Annotated in this window: 12 protein-coding genes and 1 tRNA gene; 8 read left to right on the top strand and 5 right to left on the bottom strand. The window is 62.7% G+C overall.

Annotation, left to right across the window (positions count from 1 at the left end):
- Positions 1–44: 44 nt before the first annotated feature.
- From BBIA_RS05185 to BBIA_RS05175, 3 genes are all read right to left on the bottom strand, one after another.
- A complete protein-coding gene (locus BBIA_RS05185; protein ID WP_238548446.1) occupies positions 45–842 on the bottom strand; it encodes a sensor histidine kinase in 798 nt (265 codons plus the stop codon).
- A gap of 61 nt (positions 843–903) precedes the next feature.
- Positions 904–1599 carry a LytR/AlgR family response regulator transcription factor gene (locus tag BBIA_RS05180; protein WP_081892045.1) on the bottom strand — a complete coding sequence of 232 codons (696 nt, stop codon included), beginning with the start codon at positions 1597–1599 and terminating at the stop codon, positions 904–906.
- Between the two features lie 141 nt (positions 1600–1740).
- Entirely contained in the window at positions 1741–3216 is a 1476-nt protein-coding gene (locus BBIA_RS05175; protein WP_033494349.1) for an ATP-binding protein, read from the bottom strand.
- A gap of 208 nt (positions 3217–3424) precedes the next feature.
- Here BBIA_RS05175 and BBIA_RS05170 point away from each other — a divergent pair.
- From BBIA_RS05170 to rpsI, 8 genes are all read left to right on the top strand, one after another.
- A tRNA-Gly gene (locus tag BBIA_RS05170) sits at positions 3425–3495 on the top strand.
- Between the two features lie 411 nt (positions 3496–3906).
- Positions 3907–7002, top strand: a complete 3096-nt coding sequence (locus tag BBIA_RS15050; protein WP_033494350.1) for an immunoglobulin-like domain-containing protein — start codon at positions 3907–3909, stop codon at positions 7000–7002.
- Positions 7003–7959: 957 nt separating this feature from the next.
- Positions 7960–9567: a CapA family protein gene (locus BBIA_RS05160; RefSeq protein ID WP_238548445.1), complete on the top strand. Its 1608-nt coding sequence runs from the start codon at positions 7960–7962 to the stop codon at positions 9565–9567.
- A gap of 164 nt (positions 9568–9731) precedes the next feature.
- Positions 9732–10370, top strand: a complete 639-nt coding sequence (locus BBIA_RS05155; protein WP_033494029.1) for an IMPACT family protein — start codon at positions 9732–9734, stop codon at positions 10368–10370.
- A gap of 132 nt (positions 10371–10502) precedes the next feature.
- Positions 10503–11198, top strand: coding sequence for an AbrB family transcriptional regulator (locus BBIA_RS05150; RefSeq protein ID WP_033494031.1), 696 nt, complete (start codon positions 10503–10505; stop codon positions 11196–11198).
- A gap of 136 nt (positions 11199–11334) precedes the next feature.
- Positions 11335–13500, top strand: coding sequence for a 4-alpha-glucanotransferase (gene malQ, locus BBIA_RS05145; protein ID WP_033493887.1), 2166 nt, complete (start codon positions 11335–11337; stop codon positions 13498–13500).
- A gap of 326 nt (positions 13501–13826) precedes the next feature.
- Positions 13827–14276, top strand: coding sequence for a 50S ribosomal protein L13 (gene rplM, locus BBIA_RS05140; RefSeq protein WP_033493889.1), 450 nt, complete (start codon positions 13827–13829; stop codon positions 14274–14276).
- Positions 14277–14297: 21 nt separating this feature from the next.
- On the top strand, positions 14298–14789 hold the full coding sequence (rpsI, locus tag BBIA_RS05135) for a 30S ribosomal protein S9 (protein ID WP_033493891.1): 492 nt from the start codon (positions 14298–14300) through the stop codon (positions 14787–14789).
- An 81-nt stretch (positions 14790–14870) separates the two neighbouring features.
- Here the strand turns inward: rpsI and BBIA_RS13280 are convergent, their stop codons facing one another.
- On the bottom strand, positions 14871–16760 hold the full coding sequence (locus tag BBIA_RS13280; protein WP_160268234.1) for a rhamnogalacturonan acetylesterase: 1890 nt from the start codon (positions 16758–16760) through the stop codon (positions 14871–14873).
- A 121-nt stretch (positions 16761–16881) separates the two neighbouring features.
- Entirely contained in the window at positions 16882–19401 is a 2520-nt protein-coding gene (locus BBIA_RS13275; protein WP_051923807.1) for a glycosyl hydrolase 115 family protein, read from the bottom strand.
- Between the last annotated feature and the right edge of the window lie 143 nt (positions 19402–19544).

Here is a 19544-nt window from a genome sequence, read left to right as displayed (position 1 = left end):
ATCAGTGACGAACTGCACGCACCGCACATTGGCGCGCCGGCACGTCACTCCTGCGGCAGCAGCAGTTCCGTCGTGAACGCGCCGTCCTCCGAATTGCGGCTTAGATATCCGCCCGCCGCCTCGACGATCTCGTCGATGTGCAGCAGGCCGAAACCGTGGTCCTTGCCGCGCTTCGTGGTGTGGAACCGGCCATGCTCCTTGCGCTGCTTGCCTGCGGCCGTCGCGTTCGTGAACGACACGTACAGCTGCGACCCCTTCATGTCCATGTACACGCGGATCATGCGTTCGCTCGGCGGCAGGCCGGCGTTCGCCTCGATCGCGTTGTCGAACAGGTTGCCGAGGATGCAGCACAGGTCCAGTTCGGACATGCGCAGTTTGATCGGAATATGCGCGTCGACGTGCACATTGATGCCGCGCGATTCGGCCAGCGCCATCTTGCTGCTCAGGATCGCGTCGGCCATCGCGTTGCCGGATTTGATCGGACTGTCCAGCACGATCAGCTCGTGGTCGAGCTTGTCGAGATAGTCGCGGATGCCGGCCAAGTCGTCGTTCGCGGCCAACGCTTTCAGCGTCTGGATATGGTTGCGGTAGTCGTGCCGCCACATGCGCATCTTCGTGTACATCGTGTCGACCTCGCGATAGTGCGTGTCGATCAGCTCGCGCTGGTACGCGGCCAGCGCGCGGTCCGCGGCCTTGCGTTTGCGATGAAACAGGTCGAACATGATGCGCGACGCTCCCTTCTGCTTGCGATGTCCGTCGTTGTCTTCGAATGGTGTTGTGCGGGCCGTGCGTATGGTCTCGTGACCGGTGCTGTCAATCCGATACGTGCGAACGTTGTGCACGCTGCGAACGTTGCGCCGACTGCATACGTCGGCGGCTGTGACGGTCGCCTGTCGTTGGCTGCTACGTGCGTTCGATGATCGCGCGGTTCAGCGGTTCGTACGCGCCGCGTGGCAGTGGCAGCGACGTGCCGTCGGCCAGCAGCACGTCGCGTTTCGTCACGCGACGAATCTGCTTGAGATTGACGATCAACCCGCGGCCGGCGCGGAAGAACTCCGGACTCAGCTCGTTCTCAAATTCGCTGAGCGACCGACGGACCGTGTAGTCGCGGCTCGCATGCACGGTCACGTAGTTCTGGCGTACGTCGAGATAGCGGATGTCGTACAGCGGAATGCGTACGAGTCCCTCCGCGCACTGCAGGTTCAGGCAGCGCGCGTTCTGCCTCAGCTTGACGACCGCGCGGTCGAGCACATCGAACAGTTTGCGCTCGTCGACCGGCTTCATGAGATAGTGGAGCGCCTCGACGTCGTAGCCTTCCGCGATGTAGTCCGAATAGCCGGTGATGAACACGATCTGCACGGTTTTGCTGTTGCGGCGCACGGCTTTCGCGAGTTCGACGCCGTCCATCGCGCCCATTTCGACGTCGAGCAGCAGGATATCGAAGTCCTGGTGCTCCTCGTATCGAGTGAGGAACCGCTCGGCCGACGGGAACGTTTCGACCGCCGCTTCGACGGCGCGGACGGCGGCCCACCGCTCGACTAGCGTGCGCACGTATGCGGCGTCCGTATCGTTGTCATCGCAGATCGCAATTCTGGGCATTGGCGGGCCTCCTCTCTGCGTGTTGGTCGTTCTCGGCGTGATTGCGGTTCCATAGTAGGTCGCCGGCGTTCGCGGTGTGAATTCGCAGAGGTTGTATGTGTAACGCGTTTCACGTGAAACAGTGCGCAAGCGCCTCGTGTTCTATCTCGTTAACCGATAGCGTTGTTTGGGGCTGCGGCCGGGTTGTGTGGGTTCGACGATGCCATCTTCGACAAGCTTGCGCAGGTTGGCGGCGATTGTGGATCTCGACAATCCCGATGCTTCTACCATTTCGCGGGTGCTTGCGGAACTGTGCTGGCGCAGCAGCGCGACGATGGCCTCGGGGACGCTGCCCGTATTGGTGAGTTGCCTTTCGTTGCTGGTGACTCTTCTTTTATCGAAGGTCAGAGAAAAGAACGACAGTGTGCTGAGCGGTTTAGGCTCGGGCATGAGGGCGTTCTGCAGTTCTTCTTCGATGACTTGGTAGCCGGTTCCTCGGTTTTCAACCACGAATCCTCCGTTCGGATATGGCGTTGTTTCGAGGATGTTGGACAGGAATTGGTTGCGAGAGGAAGAAATGCCGGATGTCCCTAGATTGTCTATGGTGACGTTGCCGTACAGTCCGCCGGGGTTGAGGATTTCGAGACGATCGGCATACAGGTTGACCTGCACTTGCGAACCGCGGGCGTCGGGGGAATAGTCACGGTGCATGAGTGCGTTGGCGACGGCCTCGCGCACGGCCTTCAGCGGATAGTCGGGCATGTCCTTGCGGAACGCACCTTCGATGACGGCTCCGGTTTTCATATTCTTAGCCACAGCATTTAACGCATCATCGATCATCATGGGTATCGGCCCAACAATGGTGCTTGCGTCCAGAAAGCGCCGCTCGTCGTCCACGGTTTCCGTCTTGGTGACTCCGGCGAAAGCGGTGAATGTGACATTAAGACGCGGGAAGAATTGCTGGGGGAACGACCCCAAGGCCATGATCCCGCCAAGTGTGGGCCGCAATATGCCATGATCGTCATGCTTGGCGACGTGCATGTTGACAAGAATGGTCTGGTCGTCGCGGGATGCGAAAATCCTCGGATGCAGCATGCGTTGGCGGGCGAGGAACTGGGACACCATGACGTGATCCAGATCATCGATGGTCGCTTCAGATACGATCTCGTCGTCGAAGCGCGGCTGCATATGGTTTTCGATCATGCGGTCGACCTCATATTGAGTGAGTCGCCTGTCTCCGTCGCCGGTGCGTATATAGGAGCCCTGATAACGGCCGCGCGCCGTCACATAGCAAGGGCGGTCTGCGGTCGGCATGGGCTGAATCTCCGCTACGAGGATGTTCACTCCCTCGAACGGGATGATTGTTGTGTCGGGGCGGACGCTCGGAGTCAACTTGTCGCACTCGGCGCTCAACGCCTCCTGCATGGCGCGAGCGTTGAACCGTGGAACCGGTGTGAATCCGTTTTTCTCGGATACGCCAAGAATGATAATGCCGCCATTGCCATTGGAAAAAGCGGACAAGGTGTCCACGATGCTGGAGGGGATCTTCTGTCCGGCCTCCTTCACCTCGCAGGACTGCGTATCGTTGCCAATCTGTCGCATCTCGAGAATGAGTCGTTTGACGTCCTGCGCATCCATGGCTCCGCCTCCGCCCGTTGGTCTTCGTAATCTAACTTCGTATCATCTTAACATAACTTAACAGCAACTTCGCAAAGCTGTTAAGTTGATACGAAGCTCTGTTAAGTAAGTGCGAAGTTGACGCGAAGAGCCGTCGTTTATGGACAGCCGGCTTTGGGGGCGGGGGAGGTCTGGTATACTGTCCACTCGTGCGCCAAAAGCGCCGCCTGCGAATGTAGTTCATCGGTAGAACGACAGCTTCCCAAGCTGTAGAGGCGGGTTCGACTCCCGTCATTCGCTCTTCTTGTTTTCGTTGAAATTCCGCCATTTGTCCCATGTGGAATTGCCGGAAATCAACATCCGATGACACGGTGCTGACACAATTCGCTCGGCAACGGTGATATTTGTTGAGCGGTGACGTGTGCGTTGGCGCGCATGCCGAAATACGAAGAGTCTGCTTCCGACGGTCTTGTCTCGTGAATTGTGATGAGTGCTTGTTTAAAAGCGTTCCTGAAGTCCGACGAGTGCGGAAGCGGCGCGTTGCCGTCGTTTTTCGTATTGCGCTGCAATGCTCGCGATCCTCGGCTTGGACTAAAGGTGGGTGACGAGTCCCCCCCCCCCCTCATTAGCGTTGTTTCGTGAGGCGCGGGCCTGTGGTGACGTGTCTTGCGAAGGATTTCTAGGGTTTCTAGAGGGATTAGGGAGGCGCTCATGGGAGTGCGTTATCTTCATACGGGAATACTGGGGAGAGTGGTCGGATTCGTGTGCGCGTTGGCGATGCTGCTGACGGGCGTGCTCGTGGCCTCTCCCGCGTATGCTGCCGGCGAGTCGGCTGGCGACGTCACGCTTGACTGGAATTGGGATGGTCACACGCCGAATGGCATGGATGCGAACCCGGTGGTCAAGGGCACACGCAATGGGGACGATTGGACGCCGGACCTGTCGACGGAGAACAAGTCTCTGGTTCCTTCCACTGACAACCGATATATGGTTAATGGTCAGTTTCGGCTTTTTTATGGTTGGAATTCGAAGGCTGACGGTACTGGCGACTGGTATGACTTCGTGGAAAATAGGGTGAACTATCAGTGGAAGGGGTATTTGACGGGTGGTTTGCCGAAGACTGCGGATGGCGGGGTGAAGTATCCAGCGGGTGGCAAACTGTATGCCCAGTGGCGTTCGGCATCCTCGGCCTATCCGGTTGCGTTGTCGTATACGGCGAATACTGCCGATGAGGCGAGGAATCTGAGTTTGCGCGCGTATCCGGCACGGTGGAAGAGTCTTTCTGATCAGCGGTATTTTAGTGGTTCGTTGTATGTGATGGCGTGTTCGGCTACGTCGTGTGACTGGGGTCGTGCGGTGTCGTTGGTTCCGTTGCGTATTCCCGCGTCCGGCGAGGCGACGTTCACGCTGAAGGAGAAGGCTGCTGGTAATGAGCAGGCTCTGGATGATCTGCTTGCCAAGGCGTTCGCCGACCAGTCGGTCACTTCGCTGAAGGTTTCTCCTTATCGGACCGACGACTTGAGTGGTGTTGCGGTTATTGATTTGCGTAAGCCTGTTGACGTGAAGGTGAATGCTTCGCAGTCGCCGAAGTTCAACGGGTTAGCCATCACTAGGCTCGCGGTTGAGTTGGGTTCCCGGTTTGATCCGTTGAAGCCGGATATTACTGCGACGGATGCTACTGGTAATGATTTGACGTCGAAGATCGAGGCGTCGGGCAATGTGGATACGTCGAAGCTGGGCAAGTATACGGTTGACTATCGTGTGACCGACGCGCGGGGGTATGTTGCAACCGCCCGTAAAACGGTGACGGTGGTGATGCCGTCGGTGCCAGAGAGCAAGTTGACCGCAACAAACAAGGTGGACGGTCTGGTCGAAACCACGATTAAGCCCGGACCGGAAGACGAATCATATGTCTGGGTTTATTTCACGTTGCATCTGGGTAAGGCATACTCCAACACGCAAGTGGCCTACTACGTTAGGCAGTCGTATAACGGCGTGTACAGTAATCCGGCAACGCTCACTCTTGATCAGAATGGTGCCAAGGACAATTTTGGTGCTTCCGATAACCAGTTCCGTGTTGGTGAGAATCGTGTTGTGGTGGTTCCGTTGTCTGATCCGTCGAAGGTCATGTGGGATTCGTTCACGTTGACCGATGTGAAGGCTCCTGTGATTAAGGGTGCTGATGACACGTCGGTGAGCTTGAATGCCTCGTCGTTTGATCCGCTCTCTGGCGTGACCGCGTCGGATGAGACCGATGGCGATCTGACTAAGAGCCTCTCGATCACCGGTACGGTGGATACGACGAAGCCTGGCTTGTATGAGTTGAACTACACCGTGTCCGACAAGGTCGGTCATAAGACGCGTTGGTCTCGTGTGGTGAACGTGGTGCCTGCCAAGGATACTGAGTTCACGCAGGAGAATTGGTCCTCGTGCATCGTGCCGAATGATCCGGTGCGTCCGGGCGTGCAGGTTGAGATCACGGTCGCGTGCTCTGATACCGGTTCACGGAACAAGGTTCGTGCGGCTGCCGTGTTTGCGGCCGCTGATGGTGATGCGGTGTCTGGTTTGCAGCCGGGTGCGACGGTTGGCGTGTACTTGCAGCGCAAGGGCGTCTCGGATGGTTCGGGTCGTGTCACGTTGGCGGATAAGGCCACGGTGTCCGCTCGGGGCACGGTGACGGTCACGGTTCCCGAGAACGTGACTCCGGCCGACTATTACCTTGCGGTCACGTATCAGGGTGGCATGAAGTGGAACAGTCTGACCGTCGAGCCGAAGGAGAATCCGACCCCGACGCCGGATACGACCAAGCCGGTCATCGCGGGTGCTGCTGACGTGACTGTTGATCAGAATGCTAAGTTTGATCCGTTGTCTGGTGTGACCGCGAAGGATGACGTGGATGGTGATCTGACCAAGGGCATCAAGGTCGAGGGCACGGTGGACACGTCGAAGGCTGGTACCTATACGCTGACCTACACGGTCTCCGATAAGGCTGGTAACAAGGGTACGGTGACTCGTGTGGTGACTGTGAAGGCGAAGGTTGAACCGAAGCCGGATACCACCAAGCCCGTCATTACTGGTGCTGCTGACGTGACCGTTGATCAGAATGCCGCGTTTGATCCGTTGTCTGGTGTGACGGCGAAGGATGAGACTGATGGTGATCTGACCAAGGCGATCAAGGTCGAGGGTACGGTCGACACTGCCAAGCCGGGTGAGTACAAGCTGACTTACACGATCTCCGATAAGGCCGGTAACACGGCCACGGTGACTCGTGTGGTGACGGTGAAGGCGAAGAGTGAGCCGTCCAATCCCGGCCAGCCGTCCGAGCCTTCTGAGCCGAGCGAACCGTCCGAACCGAGTGAGCCTGAACAGCCGTCGACTCCGTCGGTGACCGCTGTCCCCGTGTACCGCGTGTACAACCGGAATTCCGGTCTGCATCATTACACGACGAGCAAGGCCGAGCGCGACTATCTGGTCAAGCTTGGTTGGCGTGATGAGGGTGTCTCGTTCAAGGCCGTGAAGGCCGACGCGTCCAACAAGAACCTGCGTCCGGTGTATCGCGAGTACAACCGTCGTGATGGCAACCATAACTGGACGATGAACAAGGCCGAGCATGATCACCTCGTCAAGCTTGGTTGGAAGGACGAGGGCGTCGCCTGGTATGTGGATTCCACTGCCGGTGTGAATGTGTATCGTCTGTACAACCCGAATAGTGGCGAGCATGTGTACACGACCAACAAGGTCGAGTACGACAAGGTCGGTGCTGCCGGTTGGCGTCAGGAGGGTGTTGCCTGGCAGAGCCTGAAGTAGCGAGCTGCTGATCGTCAATGACCATTGAGTGGGAGTTTTCCTTGTGGGGCTCCCACTCTTTTGTTGGTGGTGGCGCCGGTTGTATTGGAATCGCGCTTTGCGCGATGCTGTGTTGTTGGCGGCTGCGCCGCGACGCTCCCCCAGTCGACCTAGCGGTCGACAGCCCCCTCAGCCGAGGGGGCCGAGGCTCCGCCAGCTTCGTAGTGCGTTGAACACTTGTCTTGGCGGCAGCTACCGCTACCGCTGACAGCGTCCTGCAATTATGGACTCGCTTCGCGAGCGTTATTGCTGGCTCGCTATCGCTCGCTCCTCGCCTAAAAACAGTCCACTGGACTGTTTTCTTCACGGCTCGGCCTATCCGAGGGGGCGAGGCTGCCGCCAGCATCAGAGGCGTTCGTGGGTGAGGGGCGAGCGGCAGCGAGCCAACAAACACAGTTAGCCGAAGGCTGTCCGTTTGCAGGCCCAGCATCGTGTGGTTCTACGGTCTTGAAGCCAAACCCTATAACACGCCTTGCAGGCCCCCTCGGTTGAGGGGGCTCCCGGCGGAGCCGGGTGGGGGAGCGTCGCGGCCGAAGGCCGCCAACAGCACAGCATCGCGCGCAGCGCGATTCCGATATGACGGGTGTATTGATGCCGTCATGCGCGGCGAAGGGTGGAAGACCCCGTTCGGGGGAGGAAGCGGGCGTTGACTACGTAGTAAGCGGAGCCGGAGGTACGCCCTTGTCCGTCCGTCTCCGTGGATTATTCTACCGGCTTGATGCCGTGAAACGCCAAGAATGGCGTCTGTTTTCTGAGACAAATATCGGAAAAGTGTTACGTCAAACGATTGTTGCCAAGTACACGGCGTGAAATGTTTCATGGAGCAGACGACCAATGCCGGTAGTCTTGAATGCAAGAGAAGAGCAGATTGCGGTGTTGCTGAAGATGGCGGCGTCACGATGGAAGGCGAGGTGTGCCATGGGTCGTACGGGAGATGCGGCGCAGGGTGATGATCTGCGCGATCAGGAAAACTGGACGACTCATGCCGATGCACAGAACGGAGCCGCACGGCGCAACAGTCGGATCGACTATGATGCCCGGCTTGCTGCAGCCGATCATCGTTCCGCCGCCGACGTTCCCGGAAATTCCGCCCGTCCCGCCCACGCTCGTCACGCAACGCGCCGTCATCGTGCGACGACCGTCGCGTCGCCGATCCTGCCGCTGCTCGTGCTAGCCGTCGCGTTGATCTGTGCGGTCGGTTGGGCGATCGCCGATCAGGCGCAGCGCAACGGCTGGTTCGGCCCCGGCAGTCAGCAGTCGCAGTCATCGGCGCAGTCGCAGACATCGGCAAACGGCGGCACAACCGGCGCAAACAACGCGAACGGCGCAACAAACTCCGGCTCAACCACGCTCGACAAAAACACGGCCGCGCCCAAACCCGCCGCCGAACATCACGGCAACTCGCCCGACTGCCCCGACACGGACTGCATCTCCATCCTCGTCAACGGCGACCTGCTGTTTCACCCCGGCCTGTGGAACCAGTACGCCGTCAACCCGACCGCCACCGACGGCACCGCGTTCGACTTCACCGGCCTGTTCGAGCCGATGCGCAAGTACATCGACGCGTCCGACATCGCGATCTGCGAATTCGAAACCCCGATCGCGCAACGCGGCGGCCCGTACACCGGCTACCCGGTCTTCAACATACCGCCCGAAGTTGCCGACGCGGCAGCACATGTCGGCTACCGCGCCTGCACGCACGCCACGAATCATTCGTGGGATCAGGGCACGGCCGGTATCGCCCGCCTGTGGGACACGCTCGAAGCCGACGGCATCGCGCAAACCGGCTCGTACAAGACCGAAGCGGACTCGACCAAGCCGCTTGTCATCGACTCTCCGACTGGCGGCGGCAAACTCGGCCTCGTCACCGGCACCGTCTCGCTCAACGGCATGACCGCCGACCATGACTGGCAGATCGACCGTCTGCGCGAAAGCGGCGACCCTCACCACCAGTCCGACATCGACCGCGCCGTCGCCAAAGCCAAGGCCGCGCGCGAGCAGGGCGCCGACGTGGTCGCCATCGCCATGCATTCCGTGCAGGAATACCTCGACTACGCCGACTCGTGGCAGCAGTCCGAAGCGCACGAACTCGCCGACACGGGCGCGTTCGACGTGATCTACGGCGCTGGCTGCCACTGCGCGCAGCCGATCGAGCACTACAACGGCACGTGGATCATCTACGGCCTCGGCAACGCCGTCACCGAATCGGCCGACACGCCCGACACGATCGTCAACAACCAGGGTGTCACCGCGCGCATCCAGTTCGCCGGCAAAAAAGGACAGTCCGGCACGTGGCGCGTTAGCCGCATCGACTGGACGCCTAGCGCTAACGAAACGCGTGGCAAATACCAGTGGTGCTCGCTCGCCTCCGACCACCCCGACGGCACGTGCTGGAACGAGACGCAGGATGCGGCCGTGCGCGAGCGCATTGCAAACGTCATCTATTCGATGGGCGCGGACCGCAACGTTGTGCACGAATGGAATATCACCGCCGAACGGGCGGCGCAGCAGTCGTCCGGCAAGTAGTGTGTGTATGCAGGGCGACGGGTTCTGACTACCCCTCAGTCCTCTTCGCGGCCAGCTTCCCTGGCAAGGGGAGCCGAGAAAAGGAGAGTGGCAGGCTGGGCGATGAGCGGGCGACGATCGGCGCGCAGGGCGGGCCGCCAGTACACTGAATCGTTATGCAAACGATGCAGACCATCTTGAACACCGCCGACGCGCCCGCGCACGACTCGTTCGTCGAGAAAAAGTCCGAATTCATCGGCGACGCGTGCCACATCGACTCGCTCGACGAGGCGCTCGCGTTCGTCGAAACGATTCGCGAGCAGCATCCGAAGTCGCGCCACGTCGCGTACGCGGCCGTGTGCGGCGGGTCGGACGGGCGATTGGTAGAGCGCATGAGCGACGACGGCGAACCGTCCGGCACGGCCGGCAAGCCGATTCTCGACGTGCTGCGGCAGAACAATCTGACCGACAGCGTGGTCGCGGTAACCCGCTATTTTGGCGGGATCCTGCTCGGTTCGGGCGGGCTGATCCGCGCGTATTCGACCGGCGCGTCGATCGCGGTCAAGGCGGCGAAGCTGGCGCGGATCGTGCCGTGCGCGCGCTACGCGGTGCGGCTCGAGTACCCGCAGCTCGCCCAGTTCCAGCGGTTGCTCGCCGATTGCGACGGATTGGCCGACGACGAGCAGTACACGGACCGCGTGACGTTGCGCGCCGCGCTGCCGGCCGACCGTGCGGCCGATTTCGAAGCGCGCGTGCGGGAGACGTTCAACGCGACGATTACGCCGGAACCGCTTGACACGGTGAACCGGCCGGTCGCGTTGTGACGTTTTGCGTTGTGGCGTTTCGCACTGTGACGTTTTGCGTTGCGACGGTCGCGCGACGATGACCGTGCGGGCGACAACCGTGCATGCGCCGGACGGGTGGCGGGGGAGCGGGCCCGGGTTATGCTGGTACGCATGACCGATGAGAACGAAAACGCGCAGCCCGAACAGTCCGTACCGACCGATCCGCAGGCTCAATCCGATCAGGCCGAAGTGCAGACCGACCAGCGGCACGCCGTGCCGGACGACTTCGAACCGCTGACCGCCACGTACGAGCGCCTGCGCCACTCCGTCGACCCGGCCGAACTGTCCGAGTTCGCGCGCCGACCGCTGCCGGACAAGTCGGATCAGGCGGCGTTCTCGCGCGCGACCGCACTGCTCGAAGCCGTGGCCGGCAACCCGCACACGCCGGTCGAGGACCGCATCATGCTCGCCGAAACGATGCCGTTCCCGAACGTGCTGGTCAAACTGTCGGTCGACGAGGACGCAAACGTGCGCAAAGCAGTGGCCGCCAATACGGACGACAAGAACTGGCTGGTGGGCCGCCTCACCAAGGATCCGGTGCCGGAGGTGCGCGACATCGCGCTGCGCAACAAGCGCACATCGTGGAAGATGCGGCTCGAGGGCGCCCAGAATCCGGACGTCGACGCGGAAACGCTCGATTTTCTGAGCCGTTTCGGCGTGGAGAGCGAACAGGGTGCGCCCGCCGTGCTCACGTCGATGGTACGCCGCGCGGTGGCGCTCAACCCGAACGTGGCTCCGGAGACGCTGGAACGGCTGGCAGGCGACCCCGATCCGGTGGTGGCGAAGGCGGCCGCTTCGCGACGCTGAACCGGGCCGGGTTGCGCTGCGGACGGCAAACGATGTCATAATTGAGTTGAACGTTCCGCTAATTTTCCCAAGGAGTGGACTTTTTCCGCGTTTTGTCTAGCGTGGCGGCCTAGGCCAAGTCATACACTATGGAAGTATGACAGAGAGAACCGAAAGCGCCGAACGTCTGGCGCGTCCGCTGATCCGTCTTGCAAAGCTTGTCGGCGTGGCCACGAGCTACGTCGGCATGTCCAACGACTACCACGAGATCAAGGATGATGTCCTGGTGGCAGTGCTTGCCGCGCTGGGCATCGCAGCCTCCACGGACGAGGCCATCGACGAATCCATCAAACGCGTGCTGGACGAACGCCGCACCCGACTCGTGCCGCCCACCGTGCTGCACGTCGTCGGCAAGCAGGACTCCGTGCTCGTCAACACTCCGATCCTCACCGTGCCGTCCGCCAGCATCACGCTCGAAAACGGCGAGGAATACGCCGGCAAGATCGAAGTCGGCGCGGGCGACGGATCGCAAGCATACGTCATCAACGACGAATTCATCGCCACCGCGTCCATCCAACTGCCTGACGACCTGCCCGCCGGCTACCACACGCTGCACGTCACCGTCGGCAAGCGCACGCAGGACGCCGTGCTCATCAGCGCGCCCGAACGCGTCCCGCTGCTCGACGAGATGAAATCCGGCCACCTGTGGGGCTGGATGGCCCAGCTGTACTCGATCCGCTCCGCCGGATCGTGGGGCGTGGGCGACTACGAAGATCTCAAGAACATGCTCGTCGGCGCCAAGAAGAAAACCGGCTCCGACTTCATCCTCGTCAACCCGCTGCACGCGGGCGAGCCGGTCTCCCCGCTCACCCCGTCGCCGTACCTGCCGGTATCGCGCCGCTTCGTCAACTTCACGTACATCCGCCCCGAATCCATCGAGGAATTCGGACTGCTGAGCGACGAGCAGGCCGCGCAGGTCAACGAGCTGCGCTCGCAGGTCGAACCGCTCAACGGCGATTCGCAGCTCATCGACCGCGACGCCATGTGGCGGGCCAAGATGGGCGCGTTGTGGATCGTGTTCAAGGCCGGCCGCGGCCAGGAACGTCAGGCCGCGTTCGACGCATACAAGGCCGAACAGGGCGACGAGCTGGAAGCGTACGCCACGTGGTGCCTGTGCTACGACAAGTGGGGCGCACCGACCGGCGAGGCCGGCAACTGGGAGCGGACCTACACCAAGGATTCGCCCGAGGTCAAGGCGCTGCGCGAGCAGTACCCGGACACGCTCGATTTCTATCGCTGGATGGAATGGGTCGCCGTTGACCAGCTCGAGGACGCGCAGCGCGCGGCCCGCGACGCCGGCATGCGCATCGGCGTGATGTCCGACATGGCCGTGGGCGTGCACCCGCTCGGTGCCGACGTGTGGTGGTATCCGGAGCGCTTCGCCAAGGGCGCGACCGTGGGCGCCCCGCCGGACATGTTCAACCAGCAGGGCCAGGATTGGAGCCAGCCGCCGCTGAGCCCGATCGACCTAGAACGCACCGGCTACCGCACGTACCGCGACATGGTGCACGGCATGTTCGCCAAGGCCGGCGCGGTGCGCATCGACCATATCCTCGGCCTGTTCCGACTGTGGTGGATCCCGGCCGGCAAGACCGCGATCGACGGCACGTACGTGCACTACGACGCGAACATCATGCTCGGCATCCTTGCGCTTGAAGCGTCCCGTGTCGACGGCGTGGTCGTCGGCGAGGACCTCGGCGTTGTGCCCGAATACGTGGCCGACTCGCTGTCCGCGCACGGCATCCTCGGCTGCGCGGTCGAATGGTTCGAGCAGTTCGAAGGCAAGTTCCGCGCTCCCGCCGACTGGCGCCCGTACGCGCTCGCCTCGGTCAACACGCATGATCTACCGCCGGTCGCCGGCTACCTCGAGTACGAGCACGTCAAGCTGCGCGAGCAGCTTGGCCTGCTCACCGGCCCGAAGGAGGAGTTCGAAAAGTCCGCGCAGGCCGAACACCGCGCGATGATGGACATGCTGGTCGAAAACGGCTATCTGGACGAGTCGCTGCTGGCCGACGAACAGGCCAACGAGTGGAAGATCATCCAGGCCATGTACCGTGCGCTGCAGGATTCTCCGTGCAAGCTGCTGGCCGCGTCCATCACCGACGCTGTCGGCGAGAAGCGCGCGCAGAACCAGCCGGGCACCAACAACGAGTATCCGAACTGGCGCATCCCGCTGGCCGACGAGCATCTCAACGTCGTGCCGCTGGAGGAACTGTTCGACAACAGCAAGCTGCAGCAGCTCGCCGCGATCATGAACGACTGATCGACGACAGAACCGAACGCTGCACTTCTTCAGATGCGAGGGGCGGCCGGAAACTTCGTGTTTCCGGCCGCCCCTTCAGTTATTCCGGCCTCTCGGCGGGCGGGCGGCGCAGCCGACACGCCCGGAAAAATGTCAAGGCCGGCGATACACTAGTAGATTGTTGTGTTTCCCTAAGGGGTCCTTCAAAGCGCTTTCCCACTCGCCATCGAGGACTTTCAGGGAGCCCACGGATAATGAGGTCGAAGCCTCTCGTTGCGCGTGCCCTAACCAAGTGCGCCGTCGGGCGGCGGAAACCCGGAACACAATAGTCAAGAAAAGGTACACCAGTGAAAACTTTCACTCCGAAGCCAGCTGATCTGACTCACGACTGGTACATCATCGACGCGACCGACGTCGTGCTCGGCCGTCTGGCCACTCAGGCCGCCGTGCTCCTGCGCGGCAAGAACAAGCCGACCTTCGCGCCGCACGCCGATTCCGGCAACCACGTCATCATCATCAACGCCGACAAGATCGCTCTGACCGGCAACAAGATGGGCAAGGAACTCTACTCGCACTCCGGTCGCCCGGGTGGCCTGCGTCGCGATTCCTACGCTGAGCTGCTGGCCAACAAGCCGGAGCGCATCATCCTGGCTGCCGTCAAGGGCATGCTGCCGAAGAACCGTCTGTCCAAGGTGCAGCTGGATCGTCTCCACATCTACCGTGGCGCCGAGCACCCGCACACCCCGCAGACTCCGCAGGTCTTCGAGATCGCTCAGGTCTCGCAGCAGGCCAAGTGAACCGAAGGGAGATAGAGAATCATGGCTGAAAACACCAACGACTCCGCGGTTCAGGCAACCGAAGAGGAGCTCACCTCGTACACCACCGAGACCAACGCCGGCGCTGGCACTGGCACTTCCGCGATCGCTCCGGGCTACGGCACCGGCCGTCGCAAGGAAGCCGTCGCCCGCGTGCGTCTGGTTCCGGGCACCGGCAAGTGGACCGTCAACGGCCGCACCCTGGAGGAGTACTTCCCGTCCAAGCTGCAGCAGCGTGAGGTCAACTCCCCGATCGTCCTGCTCAAGCTCGAAGGCAAGTTCGACGTGATCGTCCTCGTTGACGGCGGCGGCACCACCGGCCAGGCCGGCGCCATCCGTCTCGGCGTGGCCCGCGCCCTGAACTCCATCGACCGCGACGCGAACCGTGCCGCCCTGAAGAAGGCCGGCATGCTGACCCGCGACGCCCGCGTCGTCGAGCGCAAGAAGGCTGGTCTGCACAAGGCTCGCCGCGCTCCGCAGTTCTCGAAGCGTTAAGCCTTCGCGGCTTTGCCGCATATGCGAAAGCCCCTCGGTTCGTTCGGTTGGTTTCCAACCGTTCGGGCCGAGGGGCTTTCCTTATTTCATGTCCCGCATTGCCGGTTCCTGGTGCCCGGTTTCTCTCCGATTCGTGGTCAGACGCGCAGACGACGCAGCAGGTCGGCGGCCGTGCGGGCGGTGACGGGGGCGCAGATCGGCGGAGCTGTCGGGGGAGAGCAGTCCCAGCACGCAGGCCAGACGGATGCTGCGACGGTTCGCAGGACTGCATGCGTTGTCGTACGGGCAGGCTGGCAGCGGTCCGGCGACATGCTTGGTCAACCATATGCGTGTGGCCAGCACCAGCATGTTCTCCAGATCGACCGGTGCGTTCGGATGCAGATATGGGCGGGACGCCATTGATTTCTGCACTTTGGAAGCTTGCGTTGACACGCGTGGCCGTTCGTTTTCACCATTGCCGCGGCCGATGTCGGCGTGGCTGTCGTCATTGCCGCTGCTGCTGTCGTCGGACAGCATGGACGCTGGAATCAGCCCGTTCATCAGTGCGCTTTGCAGTTGCGTCGCGTACGGATTGTCTGCGTCGACGTCCGCCAGCCCGCCGTCGTAGTAGTACACCGGCACGAGCCCGGCCACATCGGACGCGATCGCGACCGCATGATCGCGGGTCAGCACGGCATCCGCATCGTCGCCGTTCGCCGCATCGGCCAGCGGATCGTACGGACGCAGGAACTGGTCGACGTGCGTGAGAGTTGCGTCGGCGTCGTCGGACGGATCGGGCTCGGTCGGAGCGTCCGACGGCGACCACGGGCCGAAGCCGGCCGTCACGTGCGCGGCCAGATCGTGATACGCCTGCGGTAGCGACGGATCGACGCACGCGTTCGCCAGCAGCCGCGCCACCGCGCCGGCCACCAGATACGAGCCGAATTCATTGGTGTGCGTCACGTCGCCCGGGCGGAAGTACGGCTTGACGTCTTCCACGCCGATCGCCGTAATGAACTCCATCGACACACGGTGCAGATCGAGCACCGGTACGTTCAACCGACAGCCCAGCGTGATGCAAGCGTTCGCGAAATCGGCTAGCAGATCGGCGTATGTACCGTCCGGCGTCCACGTGTTGCGTGTCAACGGTGTCACTAGCAGTGGATACGCGCCCGCGCTGCGCGCCTCGCGCACGAACTGCGCCAGCTGGTCCGCGTAGCCGCCGTCCGCTCGCAGCAGCGGATCCTTCTGATCGTTGTGCCCGAACTGCAGCAGCAGGAAATCGCCGGTGTGTATTTCCTGCCGTACCGGCGCGTAATGGCCGTCGTTGCGGAACATGGTCGTGCTCAGGCCGGAGCGCGCATGATTCGCGACCGCGACGCCCGCGTCGAGAAACGCCGGCAGCGACGCGCCCCAGCCGGTGTGCGACCTGCCGAACCGGAGCGGCGGATGCGCGGTCGTGTCGGTGACCGTCGAGTCGCCGGCCAGATACAGCGTAGGAACGTTCGCATCGCGCACGTCCAGCGACGCGACGATCGGCCGCCGCGCGACGACGGTCACGACCAGCAGCCGATGATCGACCGGCTTGCCGATCGCGTCCGGCACGAACGCGCCGACGTTTGCGACGATGTCCGGCAGACGCCCGTCGGACGGCACCGGGCCGCGGTAGACGAGCCGCCGCTCCTGCACGTACACGACGATTTCGTCGTCGATCGCCGCGGTCATGCGCGCCGTGTCCAGTGTGAGCGACACCCGATAATTGCCGTCGGCCGGCACACGTACGGCGAAGCTGAGCGGCACGGGCAGATCGGCGGGGGAAACGTCCGTCGTGGCTGCCGTACGCTGGCGCTGCATCCGCGCATGACCGACCGGTTCGAATCCGCCTGCGATCTCCGCATTTGACAGCAACGGTTCGCACTGGCGCGCACGTTCGCCGACCCAGCCGTATCCGTGTGCCGCGTCGTATTCGTCGTCGTCCATTACGCGAATCATGCTTTCCGACGCATCGCCCGCCATCTTGCGGAGCGCAGTCGGAACATCCGTCGTCGAAAACGCAAAACCTTGATGGAACACGCTGATCCTCCCGTTCGCTGTGCTATCTGTGTCGGTATGGTCATGCGGATACGTGGTTGGTCGGCTCGTCGCCGCCCCACACGCGCTTCATGGCCTGGAAAATCTCGTCGTCGGACTCGTGATTCTCCATATTGAGCACCACAATCACGTCCCGCCACTGCGGCGCGTAGCAGAACTCATGCTTCCAACCGTAATAATGCGGGCCGTCGCCGCGGTTGCGCAGATACGACATGAGCGCGGCCATGATCTGCCCGGAGAACTTCACGTCCGCAAGGCAATCGTTCGCCCAGAACCCCTGCCACACGTCGTGCTCGCGAGCGCGCATCGCCGCATCCGCCGCAAGGAACCGTTCGCGGGCGAGACCTGCGTGATAGAACGCGTGCTTGAAATCGTTGGCAAGCGCCTCCCTGACGGCCGTGCACGCCAGCGATGTGCCGCGCGCGCAGTCGCGGTAGATCACGACCTGCAGTCCGACCGTGTCGCGGATCAGCCGCGCGGCGTGCGGGCCGGTCGCGTCGCCGGCATCCCCCGTGCCGCCGATGCCGGTCGTCGTATCCACGGTCGCCAACCCGTCGCCGTTGATCGTGACATCACGCCGATCATCGTCCGTCGCGCCAAACGCGGTACTGAACTCGGCGTCAAGCGCCGTGCGTTCGCAGTTCGCGGCCAATAGGGCGTACCGCCGCGACGCCGCGTCGCACAGGCGCTGCACATAGTCGAGCTGATCGGCGAACGAACCGTCGTGCAGCCACTTGAGATCGTCCTCCTCGCCGCGATCGCCGGACAAATAATGCGTGGCGATCATGCGCGGCACGTACGTGAACAGCTGCTCGCCGCACTTCTGGTCCCACTCCGGACCGTAGCTCGCGGCCGCGGCCCAGTATTCGCGGAATAGTCGCGCCACGGCGCTCGCATGCGCGTCGCCGTAGTAGTAGCGGCGTACGTAATCCAGCAGCAGCGCGTTAACGGCGGAGCGTACGTCATTGGCGGACGATGCACTGCCGGCGGACGATGTGCCGTCAATGGCTGATGCGTCGGTGTCGGGCGAGTCGCCGGCCGCGGCTGAGTCGCCGCCAACCGTGGACGAAACGGCGGAGGCCGGAGCGTCCACAGAGTCGCTGTCTGTGCCGCCGTGTGCGCTGCCGCTCGTCCCGCCGATCCGCCCGTCGCGCCACATGCGCGCGATCATGTCGAGATAGAACACGTGCGGCTTGACGTTCGAGCAGTTGACGATCCACAGCGAGTCGCCGCCGCGTTCCAGCACGGTGTCGAGCTCGCGCGCGATGTCGTCGGGGGATTCGGGCATCTGCGTGATGTGATTTGCGGCTTGCAGGTCGAAGAACGACGCGTGATAGTAGATGCCGTTCGCGCCCGCGTCCCCGGCCGGCGGCATAGCCGGCGTGCGCGGGTCCCAGTTGCCGCTGCGACGCACCTGCATACGACCGTAACCATTGTCTGCCCAGATCTTGATCACGTCGTCGGGCAGGTCGAGCAGCCCCTTGCGGTACAGGTCGAGCGATTCGGCGTACAGGTACGCGCTCACCGGCGCCTGCGGGTCGGCCTCGCGGATCAGCCGATACTCGTCGCGCATCGCTTCGGACAGCACGTGACCGCGGTCCTCATCGGTGGTATGCCGCGGATCGTCCGACCAGAACGGGCCATCGCAGTTGCCGCGTAGTCCGAGCGTCCACACCACCTTCGCGCCGCGCAGCCGTTCGATCGACTCACGCCACAGCGCCTCGTAGCGCCCGCGGTCCTCCGGCCAGCGGGGCTTGTCGCCCGGGTACGCCTCGGCGAACAGGCGCGCGCCCAGCGGCGTCGCGTGATGCTGATTCACATACAGGCCCATGTCGCGCGCCAGATCCCAGTGCGGGGCCATGTTCTGGCCGGACCCGGGAATGACAAGGTTGCCGCCGGCGCGCAGCAGCGTCTCGAAGATCATGCGCCACGTGCGTTCGTTGTCATTGTCGATGTCCCACGCGGTGACCAGCACCTCGTCGTTGACGAACCAGCCGCGGTAGCGCACGGCCGCCGGCTTGGAGACGAGCGTTGCGCCGTCGTCGAGTTCCAGCCGCGCGCGGCGGACCGGACGCTGGTCGTTCCAGAACCAGAAATCCTCGAATCCGAGCCACGCGCGGCTGATCGCGTACAGGCCGTACACGCAACCCAGATCATCCGCGCCGGTCACGGCGATCACGTTCGCGGGAGCGTCGACCGCAACACGGTACTGCTCGGCCGGCATCGTACGGTCGATGCGCACGACGATGTCCGCGGCGGGGCGGTCGGGCGTCGGCACAACATCGTGTGCGCCAGTCGCGGCGGGCGCCGCGTCATGCGCGTCGTCGATGCCGGCCGTGCGACGCGAGACATCATGCGAGTCGCGCGACGTTGCCGTGTCCGAGGTCGTATCACGCGACCCAAACACGTACGCAATGTCGCGCCGCACTGCGTCGGCCGCGGCGGCGACGGCGGGGGAGAAGCTGCGGCTGCGGACGGACGGCTCGTCGCCGAGCGTCGGTGCGGGCAGAATCCTGGTATTCGCGGTGATGATGACGCTCATGATGACTGATGTTCCTTTCGGATGATGATGCTTTGATGCTCGCCGGCGTGCGGGCCGGCGAAACCGGAAATGCGCCGCCGCCCGTCCCGGAGGTCGTTGGGACGGACGACGGCACGATAGTTGCCGCGGCGTTGCCTGCCAGG

Origin of the sequence: Bifidobacterium biavatii DSM 23969 (assembly GCF_000741165.1) — a bacterium.
GTDB lineage: Bacteria > Actinomycetota > Actinomycetes > Actinomycetales > Bifidobacteriaceae > Bifidobacterium > Bifidobacterium biavatii.
The sequence above is the reverse complement of the archived record's forward strand: the minus strand, read 5'-3'. Positions and strand labels throughout refer to the sequence as shown.